The 22161-nt window shown below is 62.1% G+C and carries 11 protein-coding genes; 10 read left to right on the plus strand and 1 reads right to left on the minus strand.

Features of this window, described 5'->3' with window-relative positions; translation table 11 throughout:
- Positions 1-63 precede the first annotated feature (63 nt).
- From PQG80_RS21260 to PQG80_RS21305, 10 genes are all read left to right on the plus strand, one after another.
- Entirely contained in the window at positions 64-720 is a 657-nt protein-coding gene (locus tag PQG80_RS21260; protein WP_271753584.1) for a glycosyltransferase, read from the plus strand.
- Positions 721-918: 198 nt separating this feature from the next.
- Positions 919-1812 carry a cation diffusion facilitator family transporter gene (locus PQG80_RS21265; RefSeq protein WP_271753585.1) on the plus strand — a complete coding sequence of 298 codons (894 nt, stop codon included), beginning with the start codon at positions 919-921 and terminating at the stop codon, positions 1810-1812.
- A gap of 180 nt (positions 1813-1992) precedes the next feature.
- Positions 1993-3720, plus strand: a complete 1728-nt coding sequence (locus PQG80_RS21270; protein WP_271753587.1) for a type 2 periplasmic-binding domain-containing protein — start codon at positions 1993-1995, stop codon at positions 3718-3720.
- 122 nt (positions 3721-3842) lie between these two features.
- Positions 3843-4817: an ABC transporter permease gene (locus PQG80_RS21275; RefSeq protein ID WP_271753589.1), complete on the plus strand. Its 975-nt coding sequence runs from the start codon at positions 3843-3845 to the stop codon at positions 4815-4817.
- 16 nt (positions 4818-4833) lie between these two features.
- The gene (locus PQG80_RS21280; RefSeq protein ID WP_271753590.1) at positions 4834-5769 is read left to right on the plus strand and encodes a carbohydrate ABC transporter permease; all 936 of its coding nucleotides are present in this window, start codon (positions 4834-4836) and stop codon (positions 5767-5769) included.
- A gap of 16 nt (positions 5770-5785) precedes the next feature.
- The gene (locus PQG80_RS21285; protein ID WP_271753591.1) at positions 5786-7018 is read left to right on the plus strand and encodes a family 8 glycosyl hydrolase; all 1233 of its coding nucleotides are present in this window, start codon (positions 5786-5788) and stop codon (positions 7016-7018) included.
- 161 nt (positions 7019-7179) lie between these two features.
- Complete coding sequence (locus PQG80_RS21290) at positions 7180-9279, plus strand: alpha-glucuronidase family glycosyl hydrolase (protein WP_271753592.1); 2100 nt, start codon at positions 7180-7182, stop codon at positions 9277-9279.
- 714 nt (positions 9280-9993) lie between these two features.
- Positions 9994-15618: an endo-1,4-beta-xylanase gene (locus PQG80_RS21295; protein WP_271753593.1), complete on the plus strand. Its 5625-nt coding sequence runs from the start codon at positions 9994-9996 to the stop codon at positions 15616-15618.
- Positions 15619-15844: 226 nt separating this feature from the next.
- Positions 15845-17395, plus strand: coding sequence for an MFS transporter (locus PQG80_RS21300; protein ID WP_271753594.1), 1551 nt, complete (start codon positions 15845-15847; stop codon positions 17393-17395).
- 167 nt (positions 17396-17562) lie between these two features.
- The gene (locus PQG80_RS21305; RefSeq protein ID WP_271753595.1) at positions 17563-18300 is read left to right on the plus strand and encodes a C40 family peptidase; all 738 of its coding nucleotides are present in this window, start codon (positions 17563-17565) and stop codon (positions 18298-18300) included.
- 65 nt (positions 18301-18365) lie between these two features.
- Here the strand turns inward: PQG80_RS21305 and PQG80_RS21310 are convergent, their stop codons facing one another.
- Complete coding sequence (locus PQG80_RS21310; protein ID WP_271753596.1) at positions 18366-22085, minus strand: non-ribosomal peptide synthetase; 3720 nt, start codon at positions 22083-22085, stop codon at positions 18366-18368.
- Positions 22086-22161 lie beyond the last annotated feature (76 nt).

The following is a 22161-nucleotide window of genomic DNA, read 5'->3' on the forward strand; positions in this document are numbered from 1 at the left end:
ATTCCGGCTGTGCACCCAAAATAAGCCAGGCTTGTAATCCCAACGCACAGAGGAGCAGATCAGTTGAAAAACAGATGGATGCCGGCGCTGCTGTTGACCTTGGCCATCGCGCTAAGCATGACGAACGGAGCGGGATCCGCGCAGGCGAAGACAAGCAAGGAGAGAGACGCGGCTTGCCTGAGCCCGAAGATGGTTCAGTTGAAAAGCGATATGCAGAAGGCGTGGATCGATCACACGATCTGGTCGAGAAGCTATATCGTCAGCGCCTTGTCCAATCGCCCGGATCAAAAGGATGTACTAGAGCGGCTGCTGCGGAATCAGCAGGACATCGGGGACTTGATCAAGCCTTATTACGGCGAAGCTGCCGGCAATAAGCTCGCCGATCTGCTGAAGGAGCATATTCAGATCGGGGTGAAAATCGTAGCAGCCGCGCAAGCCGGAAACGAGGCGGACGTAAAAAGCTTGCAGGCGGATTGGCGCCGAAACGCCGACGATATCGCCCGATTCTTAAGCGCGGCGAATCTGAACTGGACGTTCAAGACCCTGCAGGACTTGCTGTATACGCATCTTCAGCTGATCACGGAGATCGTCCTTGACTGTCTGAAGGGGGATTGGAAGGGGGACATCGCGGCCACGGATCGCAACGAGATCCATATGATTCATCTGGCGGATACCCTGACAGAAGGCATCGTTCGGCAGTTCCCTGAGAAGTTCAAGTAAAAGCGAGGGACGTTGCAAGGAGATAAGCTTTTTATAATCGCACGCAAGGGCGGCTATAAAAAGCTTTTTTTACGCCGCGCAACTTTGTTGCGAACCGACACGTTTGTAGCCCCGGCGAAAAAACGTTTCTCTAGACCCACTCCGTTCCCGCTTGCTAGTATGGATGGTACTGGATGAGGGAACGAGGGATTCGCGGGCATGGATCAGCAGCAGCGCTATTACAACTTGAAGCTGGGAGAACGCGGCGCGATGATCAGCATCGCGGCTTATATCGTTCTCTCGGCTCTTAAATTAATCGTCGGCTACGTAGCGGGGTCCGAAGCGTTAAAGGCCGACGGCATGAACAACGCCACCGATATCGTCGCGTCCGTCGCCGTCCTGATCGGACTCCGGCTCGCGCAGAAGCCGGCGGATCATAATCACCGGTACGGGCATTGGAAGTCGGAGACGATCGCGTCCCTCGTCTCTTCCTTTATCATGGCCGCAGTCGGGTTGCAGGTCCTGTATGCAGCCGTATTATCGGCGTTCGGCGGGAGCGGGGAATCCCCGGATCCGATCTCGGCCTGGACAGGCATGTTATGCGCCTCCGTCATGTATCTCGTATATAGGTACAACAAGCGGCTGGCGCATCGGATCAACAGCCAGGCCGTGATGGCATCGGCCAAGGACAATCTGTCGGACGCGTTCGTAAGCGCAGGCACGGTAATCGGCATCGTAGGCTCCCAATTCGGTTTGCCGTGGCTGGATCCGATAACGGCCATCGGCGTCGGTCTCCTGATCTGCAAGACGGCTTGGGACATTTTCCGCGACGCCTCCCACCATCTGTCCGACGGGTTCGACGAGACCGCCATTCAATCCTTCAAGGAAGCGATCCTGGAGGTCGACGGCGTCGAGGCGGTTAAAGACATTAAAGCAAGAAATTACGGCAGCAGCGCGGTCGTCGACGTGGTCGTGCTCGTGAATATGGAGCTGGACTTCGCGGAAGCGCACGAGATCGCGACGAGCGTGGAAAATAAGCTAAAGAAGACGTCGGAGGTTTACGAAGTCCACGTCCACTATGAGCCGGTCGATGTTTCGGAAGTGATATCTTGATAACCCGTCACGTAAGCTCCTGCGACCGGTCGCTGGGGCTTATTTTTTTGACTTCCTATCCGCATCCTAAATATCCTAAGTACGATCTTTAGTTTATCCGGTAAACAAACTATAATAATCCCACTATACTGAAAGTGCTTACAAAAACAATGATTCGCTAGGGGAAGGGGTTCGAAAGCAGTGGCAAAAAAACTGTGGACAGCCGGCATGGCTGCCGCCCTGGCCGTATCGATGGCCGCATGCTCAAGCGGCAACAATGGAGGCAACGCGTCTCCGGCCGCGTCCGGCGGCAGTTCGTCGGCGCCGGCGAGCGCTTCGGCATCGTCATCGGCAGCGCCATCGGAGAAACCGCTCGACAAAATCACCGTTACCTTCTTCAACGGCGTGGCCGGCGAGAAGGATCTGAACACCAACGAGACGACGATCGGCAAGATGCTCGAGGACCAGACCGGCGTCAACTTCAAGATCGAGCACCTGGTCGGAGACCTGAACACCAAGATCGGCACGATGATCGCCTCCGATCAATATCCGGACGTCATGATCCCCGACGCCGCGATCGAGGAAGTGCTGAAGGCCGGCGCCTTTATTCCGCTGGACGATCTGATCGAGCAGTATGGCCCGAACATCAAGCGCGTCTACGGCCCGTACTTCGAGCGCATGCGTGCCGACTACGGCGGCAAGATCTACTTCCTGCCCTTCGGGCCGCAGGTAGGCGAGTATGCGGCGGATCCCAATATCAACCAAGGCGCGTTCTGGGTACAGCGCCGCGTGCTCAAGGAAGCGGGCTATCCGAAGATCAAGACGCTGGACGAATACGTCAAGCTGGTCGAGGACTTCGTCGCCAAGCACAAGGACGAGAATCTGACGGGCATGCTCACGCTGACGCACGACTGGCGGTTTTTCGCCACTTCCAATCCGCCGATGCACCTCGCAGGCTTCCCGAACGACGGCAATGTCATGGTCGACATCGCGACGAACGAGGCCAAGACGTACGCCGGCTCGGAGAACGAGAAGCGCTGGCTCAAGACGCTGAATGATCTGAACGGCAAGAACCTGTTCGACAAAGCCTCCTTTGTGGACAATTACGACCAATATATCGCCAAGCTGACCTCTCACAAGGTCGTAGGTTTCTTCGACTACGGCTGGCAGATCGGCAATGCGATGAACGTGCTCAAGGATGCGGCGAGAAAAGATCAGACGCAGGACGACTTCGTCTACTTCCCGCTGCCGGTGACGTTCGACGGCACGCACGACCAGTACCTGGATCCGCCGGGCTGGACCAGCAACCGCGGCGCCGGCATCACCAAGAGCGCCAAGGACCCGGCCCGCATCATCCAGTACTGGGATGCCCTGCTCACGGACGAGAACCAAGTGCTGAAGAGCTGGGGCGTCAAGGGCGAGACGTACGAGATCGACGACAAGGGCCGCTTCTACCGGACGGCCGAGCAGATCGCGAAGCTCGACGACGCGTTTAACGAGAAGTTCGGCTTCAAGACCTACGATTGGGATTGGCCGCAGTACGGCACCTCCTCCACGCTCGCGGACGGCAACGCGCTGGCGCCGGGCTTCCAGCCCGAAGTATTCCAGATGAGCTTGACCGAAGGCGACAAGACGATTCTCGGCAAGTACGGCGTGCAGACGTACGCGCAGATGTTCGACAAGCCCGAAGACCGTCCGTGGTTCCCGGCCTGGAGCATCCCCAAGGAGCAGGGCTCTCCGCAGCAGATCTGGGAGACCAAGAAGGACGATCTGCTCAAGAAGTATTACGCCAAGCTCGTGCTCGCCAAGCCTGCGGACTTCGACGGCGTATGGGCCGATTATATGAAGGAATTCGGCAAGCTCGATACGGCGGGCTACGAGAAATGGTACACGGAGCAGATCAAAAAAGTCGTGGAAGTCGCCAAGTAAGAGACGATCGCCACGCCTAAGTACGGTCGCAAGAAGAAAGGCAAAGCCGGCTTCACGCGCAGCTGCGTGCCGAACGCCGGCTTTCCTTTTTCGCTCTACAGCCCGCGGAAGGAGCAAGCAGGATGGATAACAACGACACGCTGTCCGCGCCGCAGCTCGCGGCGAAGCCGCGACCGGCCGGGCTGAAGCTTTTTATGAAGAAACTCGTCTCGCAGCGCATGCTGGTTCTGATGTCCGTCCCCTTCGTCATCTGGCTTTTTATTTTCAAGTACGTACCAGTCTGGGGCTGGACGATCGCCTTCCAGGATTACCAACCGTCGCTGGCCTTCAAGGAGCAGCAGTGGGTCGGATTCGATCATTTCCGGTCGCTCTTCTCGGAGGATCGCTTCCTGATCTCCTTGCGCAATACGCTCGCGATGAGCGGCATCAATCTCGTGCTCGGATTCGTCACGGCGGTATCGTTCGCTTTGCTGCTCAACGAGGTCCGCAAGGTCGCGTTCAAGCGCGTCGTGCAGACCGTCAGCTATTTGCCCCACTTCATCTCCTGGGTCGTCGCCGCAGGCATCATCCAGACGATGCTGGCGCCCGACGGCGTCGTCAACGAGCTGCTCAAGGGATTCGGCATGATCGAAAAGGGGCAGGAGTACCTGTTCCTCGGCAAGGCGGAATGGTTCTGGGGGATCTTCGGCGCAAGCTCGGTGTGGAAGGACGTAGGCTGGAATACGATCGTCTATCTGGCCGCCATCAGCTCGATCGACCCGGCGCAGTACGAGGCGGCGGAGATGGACGGCGCGGGACGCTTGAGACGGATGTGGTATATCACGCTGCCGGGCATCAAGCCGGTAATTATCGTGCTGCTCATCATGAACATCGGCTATTTGCTGGAATCGGGATTCGAACCGCAGTACCTGCTCGGCAACGGCATGAACGCCGCTTATTCCGAGAACATCGACATTTTCGTGCTCAAATACGGCCTGCAGCAGTTTAACTTCCCGCTCGCCACCGCGGCTGGCATGTTCAAGACGGTCGTCAGCTTCATCCTGCTGTTCTCCGCCAACCATATTGCCAAGCGGTTGGGTCAAGACAGACTGTTCTAGGAAAGAGGTGCTCTCCATGGCGAACGCGACGGCTTCGACTCGGCCGGCCCGCAGTCCGCGGCGGAATTCTTCGCTCGGCGACCGGGTCTTCGATATATTGAATTACGTCTTCCTTACCCTGCTCATGGTCGTGACGCTGTACCCGTTCCTCAACACGCTCGCCGTGTCGCTGAACGCCGCGAGCGATTCGATCAAGGGCGGCATCCATCTGTGGCCCCGCCAGTTCTCCAGCGAGAACTACAAGTTCGTATTCAACGAAGCGACGATCTACAACGCGACGCTCATCTCGGTGCTCCGCACCGTCATCGGCACCTTGGTCACGGTGTTCGCGTCGGCCATGGTCGCCTATACGATCAGCCGGCAGGAATACGTGCTGCGCAAGCTGGTCACGATCGCCTTTATCATCACGATGTACATCAACGGCGGGCTGATCCCGAACTACCTGCTCATCCGGGACCTGGGTCTGATCAACAGCTTCTGGGTGTACATCCTGCCCGGCATTATCGGCGTGTTTAACTTGATTATCATCCGCTCCTTCATCGAGCAGCTGCCGGAGAGCGTGATCGAGTCGGCGCGGATCGACGGCGCGGGGGACTTCCGGACGTTCATCAATATCGTGTTCCCGCTATGCCTGCCCGTGCTGGCGACGGTGGCATTGTTCACGGCGGTGTATCAGTGGAATTCGTGGTTCGACGTGTTCCTGTACAATTCGTCCAACGTCAAGCTGAGCACGCTTCAGTACGAGCTGCAGAAGATCTTGCAGAATTCCAACACGACCTCCAGCGCCGAGACGGCGTTCGCGAATTCGTCGGCGGGCGCGGCGGTCAAGGTATCTCCGCTGTCGATCCGGGCGACGATGACGATCGTGGCGGCCGTCCCGATGATCGTCGTCTACCCGTTCCTGCAGAAGTACTTCGTGAAGGGCATGACCGTCGGCGGCGTGAAGGGATAAGAGAAGGGAGAACGGCATGATGGTAAATGGGACAGGTGCGGGTGCGGGCGTAGGTACAAGTGCAGGTGCAGGTGCAAGTCCGGGTGCAGGTGTAGGTGCTGGTGCAGCCGCAGGCGCAGGCGCATTCGCGACGGGCGCGTATCCGAATTTGCTCGAACGTTACGGCTATGCGCCGGAAGAGATCGAGGCCAGGCTGACGGATACTTGGCGGAGGTTGTTCGGGGACGAAGAGCGCACCCGGATCTACTACCCGTCCGGCGAGAATATGGGGTATATGCTGGACACGGGCAACCTCGACGTGCGGACCGAGGGCATGTCCTACGGCATGATGATGGCCGTGCAGATGGGCGACAAGGATCTGTTCGACCGGCTGTGGCGCTGGACGTGGACTTATATGCACATGAAGGAAGGCCTGCATGCCGGATACTTCGCCTGGTCCTGCGCGACCGATGGGGGGCGGAATTCGTCCGGTCCTGCGCCGGACGGCGAGGAGTACTTCGCGCTGGCGCTGTTCTTCGCGTCGCACCGCTGGGGCGAAGGCGAGCCGCCGCTGGATTACGCGGCCAAGGCGCGGGACATTCTGCGCGCCTGCCTGCATAACGGGGAGCGGGGGCCGGGGCATGCGATGTGGAACCTCGACAACCGGCTCATCAAGTTCGTGCCGGAGTGCGAGTACAGCGACCCGTCGTATCATCTGCCGCATTTCTACGAGCTGTTCGCGCTCTGGGCGGACGAGGCGGACCGGCCGTTCTGGCGCGAGGCCGCCGCGGCGAGCCGGGCCTACCTGCCTCTCGCCTGCCATCCGGAGACCGGGCTCTCGCCCGAGTACGCCCACTATGACGGCACGCCCAACGACGAACGCGGCTACGGGCATTTCTACAGCGATGCGTACCGGGTCGCGGCGAATGTGGGCCTCGAAGCCGCCTGGTTCGGCGCGACGCCGTGGATGGCGAGCGAGGCGGAGGCGATCCTGCGCTTTTTCGCGGACAAGGACCCGGCCGACTACCGGCGCTACCGGATCGACGGGACGCCGTTCGATGAGCCGGCGCTGCACCCGGTCGGCCTCCTCGCGACCAACGCATGCGCGTCGCTCGCAGCGCCGGACGTCCCGCACGCGCGGGACGCGGTCGAACTGTTCTGGCGCACGCCGGTGCGCGAGGGCGAGCGGCGCTATTATGACAACTGCCTGTATATGTTCTCGCTGTTGGCGCTGAGCGGGCGGTACCGAATCTGGATGCCTTCGGCGTGAGGGGCCGCGATTCGTAGCCTGGCGTACAAGATCAATGAAGGAGCAGGAGTCTCTGAATGCCGGAGACTCTTTTTATTTGCACGGGGAGAGGAGCATGAATGATGGATGCCAATCGGGCGGCGGACGGGAGATATGAAGGATGCGGGGAAGAGGCGGGAGCAGTGAACGGGAGATATGAAGGATGCGGAAAAGAGGAAAGAGCGGTTTACGGCGAGTACGAGCAAGCATGGCTGGGTTATAGGCGGATAGAAGACGGGGCGCTGCGCGTAAAGTATGCGGCGGTCTGCGGGCGACTGATCGTTGTGGGAGCCGGCACGGAGTTGGAATCGGCGCGGCTCGAGCTAAGAAGCGCGATCGCGGGTCTGCTCGGCAGCGAGCCGGAGGAAGTGTCTGACGCGGAGTCGGCAGACGTTGGCGGGGTACCGGGAGGGCCGGCGATTATTGTCGGGCTGGCGGATACCGTGAGAGAGAGCCGGTATGCGCCGGCGTCGGCCGCGGCCGACCTGCCGGACGCCGATGCGCTCGGCAGCGAAGGCTACGCGATCCGGTCCGGGACGAACGGCAGCGTCTACCTGCTGGGGGGCGGCGCGAAGGGTGCGCTATATGCCGCGTTCGGCTTCATCCGCATGCTGCAGACGGGCGGCGATATCGGCGGCCTGCGTATCTTGGAGCGGCCTGCGTATCCGCTGCGCATGATCGACCATTGGGACAACGCGGACGGGACGGTCGAGCGCGGATACGCGGGCGGCAGTCTGTTTTTCGACGGGGGACGGATAGGCGAGCGGATGGGGAGAATCCGCGATTATGCGCGCCTCCAGGCGTCGATCGGCATCAATGCGGTGGCGATCAACAATGTCAACGTTCACGCGGAGGAGACGCGGCTGCTCGCACAGGACCGACTGGACGATGTGGCACGGGTGGCCGACGTCCTGCGCGCTTATGGGATCGCGTTATATCTAAGCGTCAACTTCGCCGCGCCGATCGAGCTCGGCGGGCTCGGGACGGCCGACCCGCTGGATCCGGCCGTCGCGGCGTGGTGGCGCGAGACGACGGCGGAGGTGTATAGGCGGATTCCCGGCTTCGGCGGCTACGTCGTCAAGGCGGACTCCGAGCATAGGCCGGGTCCCTTCACCTACGGGCGGAACCACGCGGACGGCGCGAACATGCTGGCCGATGCGCTCGCCACGCACGGCGGCACGGTCATATGGCGCTGCTTCGTCTACGACTGCCGGCAGGACTGGCGTGACCGACGGACGGACCGCGCACGCGCCGCCTACGATCACTTCATGCCGCTCGACGGCGCGTTCCGGGACAATGTCGTGCTGCAGATCAAGCACGGGCCGATGGACTTCCAGGTGCGGGAGCCGGTATCGCCGCTCTTGCTCGGCCTGCGGCGCACGAGGATCGCGCTGGAGCTGCAGATTACGCAGGAGTACACGGGGCAGCAGCGCCATCTCTGTTATCTGCTCCCGATGTGGAAGGAAGTGCTGGACTTCGACGCGGCCGGCGACGACCGCAAGGTAGCCGACGTAGCGGGCGGGTTCGCTGCGGTATCCAATATCGGTACCGACGCCAACTGGACCGGCCACCTGCTGGCGCAGGCCAACTGGTACGGCTACGGGCGGCTGGCTTGGGACCCTTCGTTGCCTGCCGAGGCGATCGGGCGCGAGTGGATTCGCATGGCGCTGGGACCGGACGCGGCCGTCGAAGAGACCGTAATCCGGATGCTCATGGACTCGCATGCCATTTACGAATCGTACACGGCGCCGCTCGGCGTCGGCTGGATGGTCCAGCCCAACCACCATTACGGACCTAGCGTCGATGGCTACGAATACAGTCCGTGGGGCACCTATCACTACGCGGACCGCGACGGGATCGGCGTCGACCGGACCGTCGCCACCGGGACCGGTTACGCGGGACAGTATCCCGCTGCCGCCGCTTCGGCGTACGAGTCTCCGCAGACCTGTCCGGACGAGCTGCTGCTCTTTTTTCACCATGTACCCTACGACACACGGCTTAAGAGCGGCAAAACGGTCATTCAACACATCTACGACACCCGCTTCGAAGGCGCCGACCGGGCGGCCGGCTTGCTCGCAGCCTGGGATAGCATCGCAGACAGCCTTCCATCGCGCACCTATGTCGAAGTCCGGACGCGTCTCGCCCACCAGGCCGAGCACGCGCGGGAGTGGCGGGACCAGCTCAACACCTACTTCTATCGCAAATCCGGCATCCCCGACGCGCTCGGCCGGACGATCTACTAACGGACTCGCGTCGACCGGGATTGCTTGCACGTCGCGGGGAGCTGCTGCTGAGCGAATCGCCTCTTGTAGTGAAGGCGATGGGTCGGCGCATTGGCGCTCGGCTTTGTTCCTAACCGAGACTTCCTGCGCAGAGAGGCGTTGGCGGCGAGCGGGTTTGTTCCTAACTGAGACTACCTACGCAGAGAAGCGTTGGCGACGAGCGGGTTTGTTCCTAACCGAGACTTCCTGCGCAGAGAGGCGTTGGCGGTGAGAGGGTTTGTTCCTAACTGAGACTACCTGCGAGGAGAAGCGCCGGTGGCGAGCGAGTTTGTTCCTATCAGAGACTTCCTACGCAGAGAAGCGTTGGCGACGAGCCGGTTTGTTCCTATCTGAGACTACCTGCGCAGAGAGGCGCCGGTGTCGAGCGGGTTTGTTCCTAACTGAGACTACCTACGCAGAGAGGCGTTGGCGACGAGCGGGTTTGTTCCTATCTGAGACTACCTTCGCATAGAAGCGCCGGCGGCACGCGGATTAGTCCGCATCCAGCAATTCTATAATTTTTATAGTAAGTACCATACTTTGCCGGGTACAGCCCGCCTGCTCGAGATTGCATAATGGAGGAACGCAAGCGACTGTTAAGCGCTTACATTCGAGCCGGGCATCGACGCATCGGCGCAGCGCGACGGCTAGCTCCGCTTGCGAATCCGTAAACGAGGTCTAAGGGGGAATGCCTGGATGTGGAAAAGACGACTCAAAGCCGCGCTTGCGCTTGTACTCGGCATCGCGATCGCGGCGCCGTCCGGCTGGGGCGCAGGTCAAGCGAGCGCGGCGGCGGTGGGAGATACGGTCATGAGCGCGAGCTTCGATACGGGGACGGACGGCTGGTTCAAGCGCGGGACCGAGACCGTCGCGCAGTCGACGGCGACCGCGCAGAGCGGGGCGGGCAGCCTGCTCGCGACCGGCCGCACCGCGACCTGGAACGGACCCGGCGTCAACGCGAACGCGCTGGTACCGGGCGCCACCTATGATTTTTCCATATACGCCAAGCTGAAGGAAGATTCGGCGGTCGCCACGGCGACGGTCGAGCTGACGATCAATCAGCAGGGCCTGCCGCAGAACGACCCGGGCGCGTATGCCAAGATCGACGCTAAGCCGGTCACGGCCGCGGACTGGGTGCTGCTCCAGGGCCGGATGACCGCCGACGCGCGCGCCACCGGGTACCAGGTGTACGTGCAGTCCACCGACAACGCGACGGTCGACTATTATGTGGACGCGTTCGCAGTGAAGCTGGTGTCGCTGCCGTCCGAGGAGCCGCAGCCGTCGACGACGATTCCCGTCGTTCTCTACCACAAGGTGAACGCGGTCGCCGAATCGGGCAACGATTACCAGACGACGCTCGATCTTTTCAAAAAGCAGATGAAGTACCTGTCGGATAACGGCTACACGACGCTGTCCGCGAAGCAGTACGAAGAGATGCTCAGCGGAGATCTGGCGCCGCCGGAACGGCCGATTCTGCTGACCTTCGACGACGGTACGCCGGACTTCTATACCAACGCCTGGCCCGTCCTGAAGCAGTACGGCATGAAGGCGACGCTCTTCATCGTGGCCGACTGGATCGGGGAAGGTAAGTACGGGATGACGACCGCGCAGCTGGAGGCGCTGGCGGCAGACCCCAATCTCGATCTGCAAAACCACACGAAGACGCATGGTGACCTGACGCAGATGGCGAAGTCGACCGCGCAGGCCGATATCGCCGCCGGCGGCGCGTTCCTGGAGAGCCTGACGGGCGAGCGGCCGCGGATGCTGGCCTATCCGAACGGCGCCTTCAACGCGGACGTCGCGCAGGCTGCGGCAGCCGAGGGCATCGAGCTGGCCTTCAAGGTAGGCAGCGGCATCACGCGGCCGACCGACGACAAGCTCGCGCTCGGCCGCGAGATGGTGCTGGCGGGCGACACGCTCGCGACCTTCGCCTCCAAGATCGGCGGACCGACGCCGCCGGCCGAGCCGGGGCCGGTCTCCGGCACCGTCGTGCTGTCCCAGAGCTTCGAGGACGGGCAGGCGGGCGGCTGGGAAAACCTGAGCTGGGGCGGCACCGGTACGATCGGCGTATCTCCGGATACGGCCTCGGACGGCGCCAAGTCGCTTAAATACAGCGGACGCGGCTCGCGTGCCAGCAGTCCGACGCTGAATCTGACGGGCGTCATGCAGTCGGGACGCACGTACGATCTATCCCTGAAGGTAAGGCTGGGCGAAGGGACCGATACGCTGCATCTCGCGTCCAAGGTCGCGTCGCCGCTGCTGGAGAATCAGTATCCGTGGCTGGCGGGCGAGCGCGAGGCGGGCGCGGACGGCTGGACGACGTTCGAGGTCAAGAGCTACGAGGTGCCGGCGAGTACGTCCGAGCTGCGTATCTGGGTCGAATCCGCGACGAGCTCGACCTCCGTGGCGGACATGTACATCGACGAGGTCGTCGTGAAGGACGTCACGCCGGACGACGGCACGCCCGGAGGAGGCGAGCAGGATCAGAGCGGCGTGCTGGCCGACTTCGAAGACGGGCAAGGCGACTGGGTGCGCCGGTTCGGCGACGGGAATATTGCCGTATCGGACGCAGCCAATCATACGGCAGGCGGTTCGAGCAGTCTGCTCACCACCGTTTCCCAGCAGTACGACGGTCCCCTGCTCGACGTGATGGGCAAGATGCATAAGGGCTTCAAGTACAGCCTGTCGGCTTGGGTGCGGATGGCGCCTGGGCAGTCGCCGACGGCGCTGCGGATCTCCGTGCAGTCCGGCGACAGCGCGTTCACCAACGTATCCGCCAATGCGAACGTGACTGCGGACGGCTGGGTACAGCTCAGCGGCACGTTCACCGTCGCGACGACGCCGTCCGTACTGCGGGCGTACGTTGAAGCGGCCGACAGTATCGGAGACGAGCGCTCCTTTTACCTGGACGACTTCGCGCTCGCCTACGTCGGGCCGGTGGCCGGACCGCTGCCGATCCAGACGGACATCGACCCGCTGAAGGAAGCGTACGCGGATGCGTTCAAGATCGGCGCGGCCGTGGAGCCGGCGCAGATCGAAGGCGACGCCAAGGCGCTGGTCGACTATCACTACAGCTCGATCGTGGCGGAGAACTCCACCAAGCCGGCTTCGCTCAACCCGTCCGAGGGCGAGTGGAACTGGGCTTCTGCGGACAAGATCGCGCTGTATGCCAAGGATCACGGCCTGGACTTCCGTCTGCATACGCTCGCCTGGCATTCGCAGGCCGCCGAGTGGATGTTCCGGGACGAGGCGGGCCAGCCGCTGGCCGCGACGCCGGCCAACAAGACGCTCGTGCTGGAGCGGCTCACGACGTACATCGAGACGGTAGCGCGGCATTTCAAGGCGCTCGGCGTCCAGATCCAGTCCGTCGACGTCGTGAACGAAGTGATCGACGAGGGCCAGCCGGACGGCATGCGGAAGAGCGAGTGGTTCCGCCTGACCGGCACGGACTTCATTAAGACGGCGTTTACCGTCGCGCGCCGGGAGCTTCCGGACGCCAAGCTGTATATCAACGACTACAATACGCACGATCCCAAGAAGCGCGATTTCCTGTTCAACCTCGCGACGACGTTGAGAGACGCAGGCGTGCCGATCGACGGCGTGGGCCATCAGACGCACATCAACGTCAGCGGGCCATCGGTCCAGCAGATCTCGGACTCGATCCGCAAGTTCGGCGAAGCCGGCTTCGACAACCAGCTGACCGAGCTCGACGTGTCGGTCTACACGAATAACAGCACGAGCTACGAGCCGATCCCGGAAGACATTCTGGTCAAGCAGGGCTATCGCTTCAAGGAGCTGTTCAAGGAGCTGGTCCGGCTCGACGAGGCGGGCAAGGCGGCGGGCAACACGGAGGGCTGGATCAGCAATGTCACGCTGTGGGGCGTCGCGGACGACTATACGTGGCTGCACAACCGCGGCACGACCCGTCAGGACGCGCCGTTCCCGTTCGACAAGCGGCACCAGGCCAAGTATGCCTATTGGGGCATGATCGAGGCTGTGAAAACGTTGGTTCCCTCCAAGCTGCCGCTCACCGCGAAGGCCGCGAACGCGTCGCAGGGCAAGCCGGCGAACGCGGCGGATAAAGCCTGGCAGACGGTGCCGGCGCTGCATACCGAGAGCCTCGGCACGCTGGGGGCCGAAGTGAAGACGCTGTGGGATGCGCAGCATCTATACGTGCGCGTGGCGGTCCAGGATCTTACCGATACCGTGACCGATCAGGTCGAGCTGTTCGTCGACGACGGCGGCATCCGCAAGCTGACCTTCCCGCGGGATTATGCCGACATCGCCAAGACGACGGACGGTTACGTGCTGCAGACGGCGATTCCGTTCGAAGGCGCGCTGGGCGCGCAGGTGAAGTTCGACGTGCGGGTCACCGACAAAGGCATCAACGACGGCTCGGAGCAAGGCGGCAACGGCGTCATCGTCTCTTGGAGCGATCCGCGCAGCGCGCAGGACGGCGACAGCCTCGGCTACGGCGTGCTGACCTACATCGAGGCGACGCGTCTCGGCAAGGCCATGCGCGGCACGCCGGTCATCGACGGCGAAGCCGACGGCATCTGGTCGGCGGCGCCGGCCTACCGGACCGACGTCGTCGTCGAGCAGCAGGGCGGCGCGGCGGCCAAGGCCGAGTTCCGCGCGCTGTGGGATGCCGAGTACCTGTACGTCTACGCCGTCGTGACGGACAGCGTGCTGAGCGACGCCATCGCGAACGCCTGGGAGCAGGACTCGGTGGAGATCTTCGTCGATCCGAACAACGGCAAGACGGCGAGCTACGAGGACGACGACGGTCAATACCGCATCAGTTATAAAAATGCCAAAACGGTAGGCGGTCATGCCACCGACTCGAACTACACCTCGGCGACCAAGCTGACGGACGGCGGTTACGCCGTGGAGGCAGCGATCGCGCTCGACACGATCTCGCCGGCCGTAGGCAGCCTCATCGGCTTCGACCTGCAGGTCAACAACGATCAGGACGCCGGGACGCGCGACAGCGTATTTACTTGGAACGACCCGACCGGCCAATCCTATGCGAACACGTCGAGGTTCGGCGTGCTGGAGCTCGCGGAGATGGGCGGGGAGCAGCCGAACCCTGGCACGGGCACCCTCGGCTCCGGGACGAATCCGGGAACGCCGTCGGTCGCCGGCCAGATCCAGGCGACCGTGGATGCGAGCGGCCAAGCGACGGCGAGCGTAGGCGCTGCGGCGTTCGCCGCGGCGCTGAAGGAGGCGAAAGACGGGCGCATCAGCTTCGGCATCCGTCTGCCGGACGATGCGAAGGGCGTCGCGGTCAAGCTGCCGCTCGCGCAGGTCAAGGCGGCAGTCGATGCGGGCGTCCGGGAAATCCGGATCGATACGGGTCTGGCCGCGGTGGCGCTCCCCGTGTCGCTGTTTGAAGGCGCGGGCCAAGCCGGCGACGTCGAGCTGAGCGTGAGCCGCGCCGATCCCGCGGCGTTGTCCGAGGAGGCGCGGGGCCGGATCGGAGACCGGCCGGTCTACGATTTCAGTCTCAGCGCAGGCGGGCAGCGCATCGGGGCGTTCGGCGAGGGCGAGCGCGTTAACGTAACCATTCCGTATGCCTTGGAGCCCGGCGTGCTGCCGGGGCAGATCGTAATTTACTATATTTCCGAAGACACGGGAAGCCTCGAAGTGGTCAAGAACGGCCGATACGATGCGTCCGCCGGCACGGCGACGTTTAGCGCCAGCCACTTTAGCCTCTACGCGGCCGCGCCATCGCAAGTCCGCTTCGCGGACGAGAATCGGGCGGTCTGGGCAAGAGACAGTATCCTCGCATTGGCGGCGCGCGGCATCGTGAACGGTTTCGCCGGCGCATCCGGCGCGCCAGTTGCCTCCTTCGCGCCGGACCGGTCGGTGACGCGGGCGGAATTCGCGCAGATGCTCGTGCGCGCGCTCGATCTGAAGCCCGGCGAAGCGTCCGCGAGCCTGCCGTTCGCGGACGTGAAGGCGGATGCGTGGTACGCAGGCGCCGCTGCGGCAGCTTACCAAGCGGGGATCGTACAGGGCAGGGACGACGGCACCTTCGGCGGTCAGGACCGGATCAGCCGCCAGGATATGGCGGTCATGACGTACCGGGCGCTGATCGCATCCGGGCAGCCGGACCTGGACGCGACGGACGCGGAGACTGCAGAAGGCTTCGCGGACGAAGGGGCCATCGCGGTCTATGCCCGCGAGGCCGTGGCGGCCCTGAGGCCATCCGGCATCGCCCATGGCATGCCGGATGGCAGCTTTGCGCCGGGCGGCACGTCCAACCGGGCGCAGGCCGCGGTCATGCTGGATCGGCTGCTGCAACTGGAGCTGCGGTGATCGGGGCGGCGATGCCCTCCCGACATGCTGGCGATTAACGACGACGTTGCCGAAATACAGAGAGACAAGAAGACCCCGCGCCAACCGGCGCGAGGTCTTCTTGTCTTGGAGGGCGGCATAAAAATCAAAATTAGTACTTGAAGCTTACGTAACGTAATGAATTATGCTGCGGATACCGGTGAAAAACCTTGTTATAACGAGGTTCGCTAAGGAGGATTAATCAACGATGATAAACGGAATTAAAAGGCAGGCCGGCATGCGTGAGTGGGTCGGGCTCGCGGTTCTTGCCCTGCCAGCCCTTCTTGTGTCGATCGATCTCTCGGTCATGATCCTGGCTCTGCCGCACATCGGCGCCGACCTGGGCGCCGATAGCGCGCAGCAGTTGTGGATCATCGACATCTACGGGTTCATGCTCGCGGGCTTCTTGATTACGATGGGCACGCTGGGCGATCGGATCGGGCGGCGCAGACTGCTGCTCATCGGCGGAACGGCGTTTATGATCGCCTCGGTATGGGCCGCCTTCTCCACAAGCGCCGGGATGCTCATTGCGGCACGAGCCCTTCTCGGTATCGCCGGCGCGACCGTGTCGCCGTCCACGCTAGCCTTGATCGGCAATATGTTCGGCAACCCCAAGCAGCGCTCTCTTGCCATCGGCATATGGATGACATGCTCGATGGGCGGCATGGCGCTCGGACCGGTCGTCGGCGGCATGGTGCTGGATCAATTCCGGTGGGGCTCGGTATTCCTGCTGGGCGTGCCGGTCATGCTGCTTCTGTTGCTCGCCGGTCCAGCGTTGCTGCCCGAATACCGGCACCCCCAAGCCGGTCGGCTGGATATGATGAGCGTAGCGTTGTCGCTGGGCACGATCCTGCCCGTCATTTACGGACTCAAGGAGATGGCCAAGTACGGGCTGCAGACCGTACCTGTACTGCTCATACTAGCCGGTCTTGTCCTCGGGGCCGCATTCGTATCGCGGCAGCGCAAGCTCGCCAGTCCTCTGCTGGATCTAAGGCTGTTCGCGAGTCCCGGCTTCGGTGCTGCGCTAGGGGGTATGTTCGGTATCACGCTGACAGGAGCGACCATGCTCTTTGTCGCGCAATACCTTCAATTGGTGCAGGGAATGTCGCCCCTTCAGACAGGCTTGCTTACGCTTCCGGGGGTCATGGCCTCGATGCTCGGCATGTTTTTCTCGCCGCTGATCGCGCGTCGGATCCGACCGGCGCGATTAATCGGAGCGGGGCTGCTGATATCGGCCGCAGGTTGTTTTATGCTCACGCAGACAGGCGTTGAATCGGGTCTTGCGGTGCTGGTGCTCGGATACGTCTGCTTCAATCTCGGTTCGGCTCCTCTGCCGAGCCTGTCTAGCGATCTTGTCGTCGGTTCCGCCCCGCCGGAAAAGGCAGGATCTGCGGCCGCCTTGCTGCAAACGAGCGGCGAGTTCGCTTTTGCGCTGGGTATCGCAATCTTGGGCAGCGTCGGCACGGGCGTTTACCGCAACCAGGTGGCGAGCGCGATTCCGGCCGGCCTGCCGGCGTCCGCCGTACAAGCCGCGCGCGACAATCTGGCCGGCGCCACAGCCGTATCTCAAGGTCTTTCCGGACAGGTCGGCGAGACCTTGCTCGCGGGAGCGCGCGCAGCCTTTACGAGCGGGTTGCATGCCGTCGCTGGAGCCAGCGGCGTAATTATGCTCGCGGTCGTCGTCCTTGCCATTACACGACTGCGACACTTGCGACCGATCGGCGAGCATCAGGCGAACACCGTCGATCCAAGGTCATAGGAGAAGGCGGATGCAAATGATGAGAAGATTCTCAATATATTCTAATAAATAACGAAAAAATATGATGGGGCGGCGTTTTCTTCTCTTTGTGGGAAATATTAGGGTGTTTCAAATGTGCTATCGTGGGTTTCGGCGATACACATTACATACATCCGGGAGGAACTCACATGTCTAAAACGAAGCCTATACTACGTCGGATTCTATCTGTCGGTTTATGCGCGGCGATCGGCTTGGGGGTCGCTACGGTCGGACAAGCCTCGTTCACGCCAAAAGCATCCGCGGCTACCGTATACGAGACGAAGGTGACGAGCGGCGTCAACCTGCGGGTCAGCGCGTCCGCGAGCTCGGGCGTTATTCGAATGATTCATGCGGGAGAAAAGGTCCACGTCGTCGGTCAGGCGAACAGTTACTGGCTGCATGTATTCGATCAGAAGGGCAACTCGGGATACATATCCTCCGGCGATCAATATACCAATTACGGCGGCAGCGGCGGCGGTTCGGCGCCGGCCTCCGGCGGCGCGAGGGCCGATCAAGTCATCGCGATCGCCAAGAGCTACATGGGCCGCGTCAGTTACGACTACGGCACGCGCAATCCGTCCAGACTGATCTTCGACTGCTCGTCGTTCACCGAATTCGTCTTCGCCAAGGTCGGCGTCGACCTGAAGTGGGGCACCAAGCACCAGAAATCCGCCGGCTCCTTCGTGAGCAAGGGCAATCTGGCCAAAGGGGACCTGGTGTTCTTCGATACGGTAGGCAGCAACAACGGGGTCATCAATCACGTCGGGATCTACATGGGCAACGGGCAGGTCATCCACGACACGCCTTCCGTCGACGGACTATTGATCAGCTCGGTGAATTCGGGCTACTGGTCTTCGCACTACGTATCCGCGCGCCGCGTCCTGTAACTTCGAGTCAACCGAAAAAGAGGGTTACCCTGCCGGCAATCATGCCGGTGCAGGGTAACCCTTTTTCATACGCTTGCCGTTCCGCCGCGCGGATCCGCCTGCAGGAGCGACTTCGGCTCCGGAAAATAACCGATCGAAACCGCGTAGCCGATCATTTTGCGAAGATAACTTTCGTCCGCCGGCGCGCAGCGGATGTCCGTATCCGCAAGGAACGAGGACGTGACCCGACAGCCGTAGCGGTAATCGGAATCCTTGGCGCCGTCGCCTTCCAGTTGGGCGATCGCCAGCTTTAACGCTTCCGGGTCTTTGGGAACGGCAGCGTCGAACAGCCAGTTCGCGTAGTCCGCAAAATCGAGCGTCTCCACCGGGTAACCGAAAGCGCCCAGCATCTCGATCATCCGATCGTAACGAACGGGTTCCGGGTTGCAAATGTGGAAGAGGCGTCCCGCCGTGTCCGGCCGCAGCGCGAGGTGTACGATCGATCGGCCCGCGTAGTCGATGGGAGTGAAGTCCACGTCCCAGTTCGCTGCCGGCGCTTTTCCGAGCAGCAGCATCGCCTTGATCATCCGGTAGAACGCGTTGTTGTCGATATTCTGCTGAAACTGCCCGCTGTCGGCGTGGCAGGATAGGTTGCCCGCCCTGTAGACGTTGACGTCCAGTCCGCGGTTCGCTGCGGCCATGAGCCATTTCTCGGCTTCGAGCTTGCTCTGCGTGTACAGATTGTCGACCTTCAGGCCCTCGTCGAACGCGGGGCGGGAGAGCTGGTCTTCCCACTGTCCGCTGAGCGCGAGATCTTCCGGAATGCCGAGCGTCGAGATGTGGTGGAACCTCACGCCGCGATCCAATGTCTCGGCGAGCTCGATCAGACGGCGCGTCGCGAGGACGTTCGACCTGTCGAAATGTTCGGCGTCGCCGAAATGCCGTACGTCCGCCGCGCTGTGGAGGATGGCATCCACGTTCGAACGGACGAACTGTCCGTCCGCGGGCGACAGTCCCAGCCCGGGCTGCGACAAGTCTCCTTCCACGACATAGACCCGGCCGTCCAGCAGATCGAGCGACGAGGGTCCGAAGTAATGCGCCATCGTCTTCTGAATCCTGAACTGCGCGGAGTCGGCCCCGCTTGAACGCGCGATGCAGATGATCTTGGCCTCGCTCTGGACGAGCAGCTCATATAGCAGATATGCGCCGAGATAGCCGGTCGCGCCGGTCAGCAGTACGGCGGCAGGCGAGCTATGGCGGACCGCGGAGGCCGACGCCTGCCCCAGAACGGCAGGATGCTCTTCAAGCGGAATGACCTCGCCTCCCACGTAGGCTTTGCGGGAGCCCGCGGCCTTCGATTTTAACTGCTCCGCGCGCTCCGCCAGCTTCTCGATCGTTCTGCATTCGAAAAAGTCGTTGATGCCGATGTCGGGCAACCGCGGTTTGAGCAGGACGAGCACGTGGATGATCGCCAAGGAATCGCCGCCGATCTCGAAGAAGTCGTCATGGATGCCGATCTTGCTCAATTCGAGACCCTCCTGCCAGGCGGCCGCGATGGCGGCTTGGGTCTCGTTGGCGGGCGGCGCATAGCGATCGTCATGCGGCTGGTCCTCGCGCAGCTCGTAGCCCGCAAGCTTCTTGCGGTCGATTTTCCCGGTCGGAGAGATCGGCATGTCCTCCAGCTGAACGACCTGCTTCGGCACGAAGTAGGAGGGGAGCTTCTCGCCCAGCAGCCGCTTGATCTCGGCAGCCGGCACCCGTCCTCCGTCCTTGGACGTGAAGAAGCCGACGAGCATGTTCTGACCGTCCTTCTCCTTTTTCGGCACGACGGCGATGTTCTGCACGTTCGGAATCTTGGCAAAAGCATCCTCGATCTCGCCGATCTCGATCCGATGTCCGCGGATCTTGATCTGCGAGTCCCTGCGGCCCACGTACTCGATCGTGCCGTCGGGCAGCAGCTTCGCGAAGTCTCCCGACTTGTAGATCCACCCGCCCGGCTCGAACGGATTCGGCACGAACGCTTCCCTCGTCTTCTCGGGCTGGTTGAGATAGCCCTTGGCCAGCCCCACCGTGGAGATGAGCACCTCGCCGTGGACGTTGACCGGGCACAGACGGTTCTCCTCGTTGACGATGTAGACTTTGTAATTGCCGATGGGCCTTCCGATCGGCACGTTCGCCAGATCGTCGGGGATGTAGTCCCTGATCGTATGGGTGGTCGTGCACACCGTGCACTCGGTTGGCCCGTATACGTTCACGATCGAGACGGCATCCTTGAATTTGCGCTGAAAGGCGCGTACTTGCTCGCCGTAGAGCGCTTCGCCGGCTACCGTGATCAGGTGGACCCGTGATAGCTTGCGATATCCTTCATCTGATAGATACGCCGACAGCTGATTGAAGAATACGGTCGGCAGGATCGCGACGATCGTCGTCCCCGTCCGCTCAACGGCCGAAGCGAACGCTTCGACCGACATCCGCTCGGCGGGGGACAGCAGGTACAGCTCGGCGCCGTAGAACAACGCGCCGATCGTATCCCATACGGAGGCGTCGAAGCTGTACGTGGCGAATTGGGTCAGGACGTCGTCCGGCCCGATCCGGCAATCTCTCCGGACGGATTCCCCCAGATTGACGACGCCCTCATGCGCGATGAGCGCGCCCTTCGGGCGACCGGTCGATCCCGACGTATAGATGACATAAGCGAGATCGCCCGGATCGGAACCCGCGTTGGGATTGGTCGAGCCGTCGTATGCAGGAAAGCCCGCTTCGACGTCGATGATGGCCTTGACCGTCCCGATTCCCGCGCACAGCCGGTCCGCGATCGGCGCGTATCTGCCTTTCGTCAGCACGAATGCCGATTCCGTATCCTCCACGATATAGCGGTTCCGCTCGTCGGGATGCTCCGGGTCCACCGGTACGTATGCCCCGCCGGCCTTCAGGACGCCGAGCAGGCTCGCGACGAGCGCCGTGCTGCGCTCCATGAGGATCGTAACGAATTGGCCCTTGCGCAGTCCGCGGTCGATCAGCATCCGGGCGGTTTGGTTCGCTCTCTCGTTCAATTGCCGGTACGTCAGTTTTCCTTCGTCGGAGGATACCGCCGTCTTGTCCGGATAACGCGCCGCCGCCCGTTCGATCATGCCGTGAATCGTCGCGGCTCTGTCGTACGGCGCTTCCGTCGCGTTCAGCGCCGCATATACCGCGGCATCCTCCTCCGTCAGCAGGTCGACCCCGGCGAAGCTTGCGGACGGGTCCGCCAGCGCGGCTTCCAGCAGCGCGACGTAATAACGGATATAGCGGACGATGGTCGCCTCCCGGAAGAGAGAGGCGTCGTATTCGACGACGATGCGCCAGCCGCCGTCGCTCTCGCGAAGCTGCCAGTTCAGCAGCTCGCGCTCCGCGCGAAGGGAGGTGCCGACGGCGAAGCGGGTCTCGCATTCGCCGTCATACGGCGGCTCCGTCGAGGTCAGTCCGCCGCGAACCGCGTCGCGCAGATCGCCGAACGACTTGGCCGATGCCGCGGAGACGAACACGGGCACGTCGCCCGCCGTCATCGCGAGCCCTGCAGCCATCTCTTGCTCGCCCGACAGCCGATAGATCCATGCGAAGTACGCGGCCGCCGGCAAGGCGATATCATGAATTCCCTCCCGACTCGATTCCCGGATCGTCCGGGTTAATGGCTCGCTCAATGCGTATTCGGTCGTAGCGTAAGCATAAGTGCGGTTATGACGGGAGAAATCCATCGGCAGCAATAGAACCGGCGGATGCGATTCTCTCGCGGGGTACCGGTCGGTTGCAGAACGATTCAAAGACATTTTTTTATTGCCTCCATGGCTAGAATGGAGACGCACCCCATCCCGGAGAATAGAGTGCGTCTCGGGGAGATCCGGG

Source organism: Cohnella rhizoplanae (genome assembly GCF_948329515.1).
GTDB lineage: Bacteria > Bacillota > Bacilli > Paenibacillales > Paenibacillaceae > Cohnella > Cohnella rhizoplanae.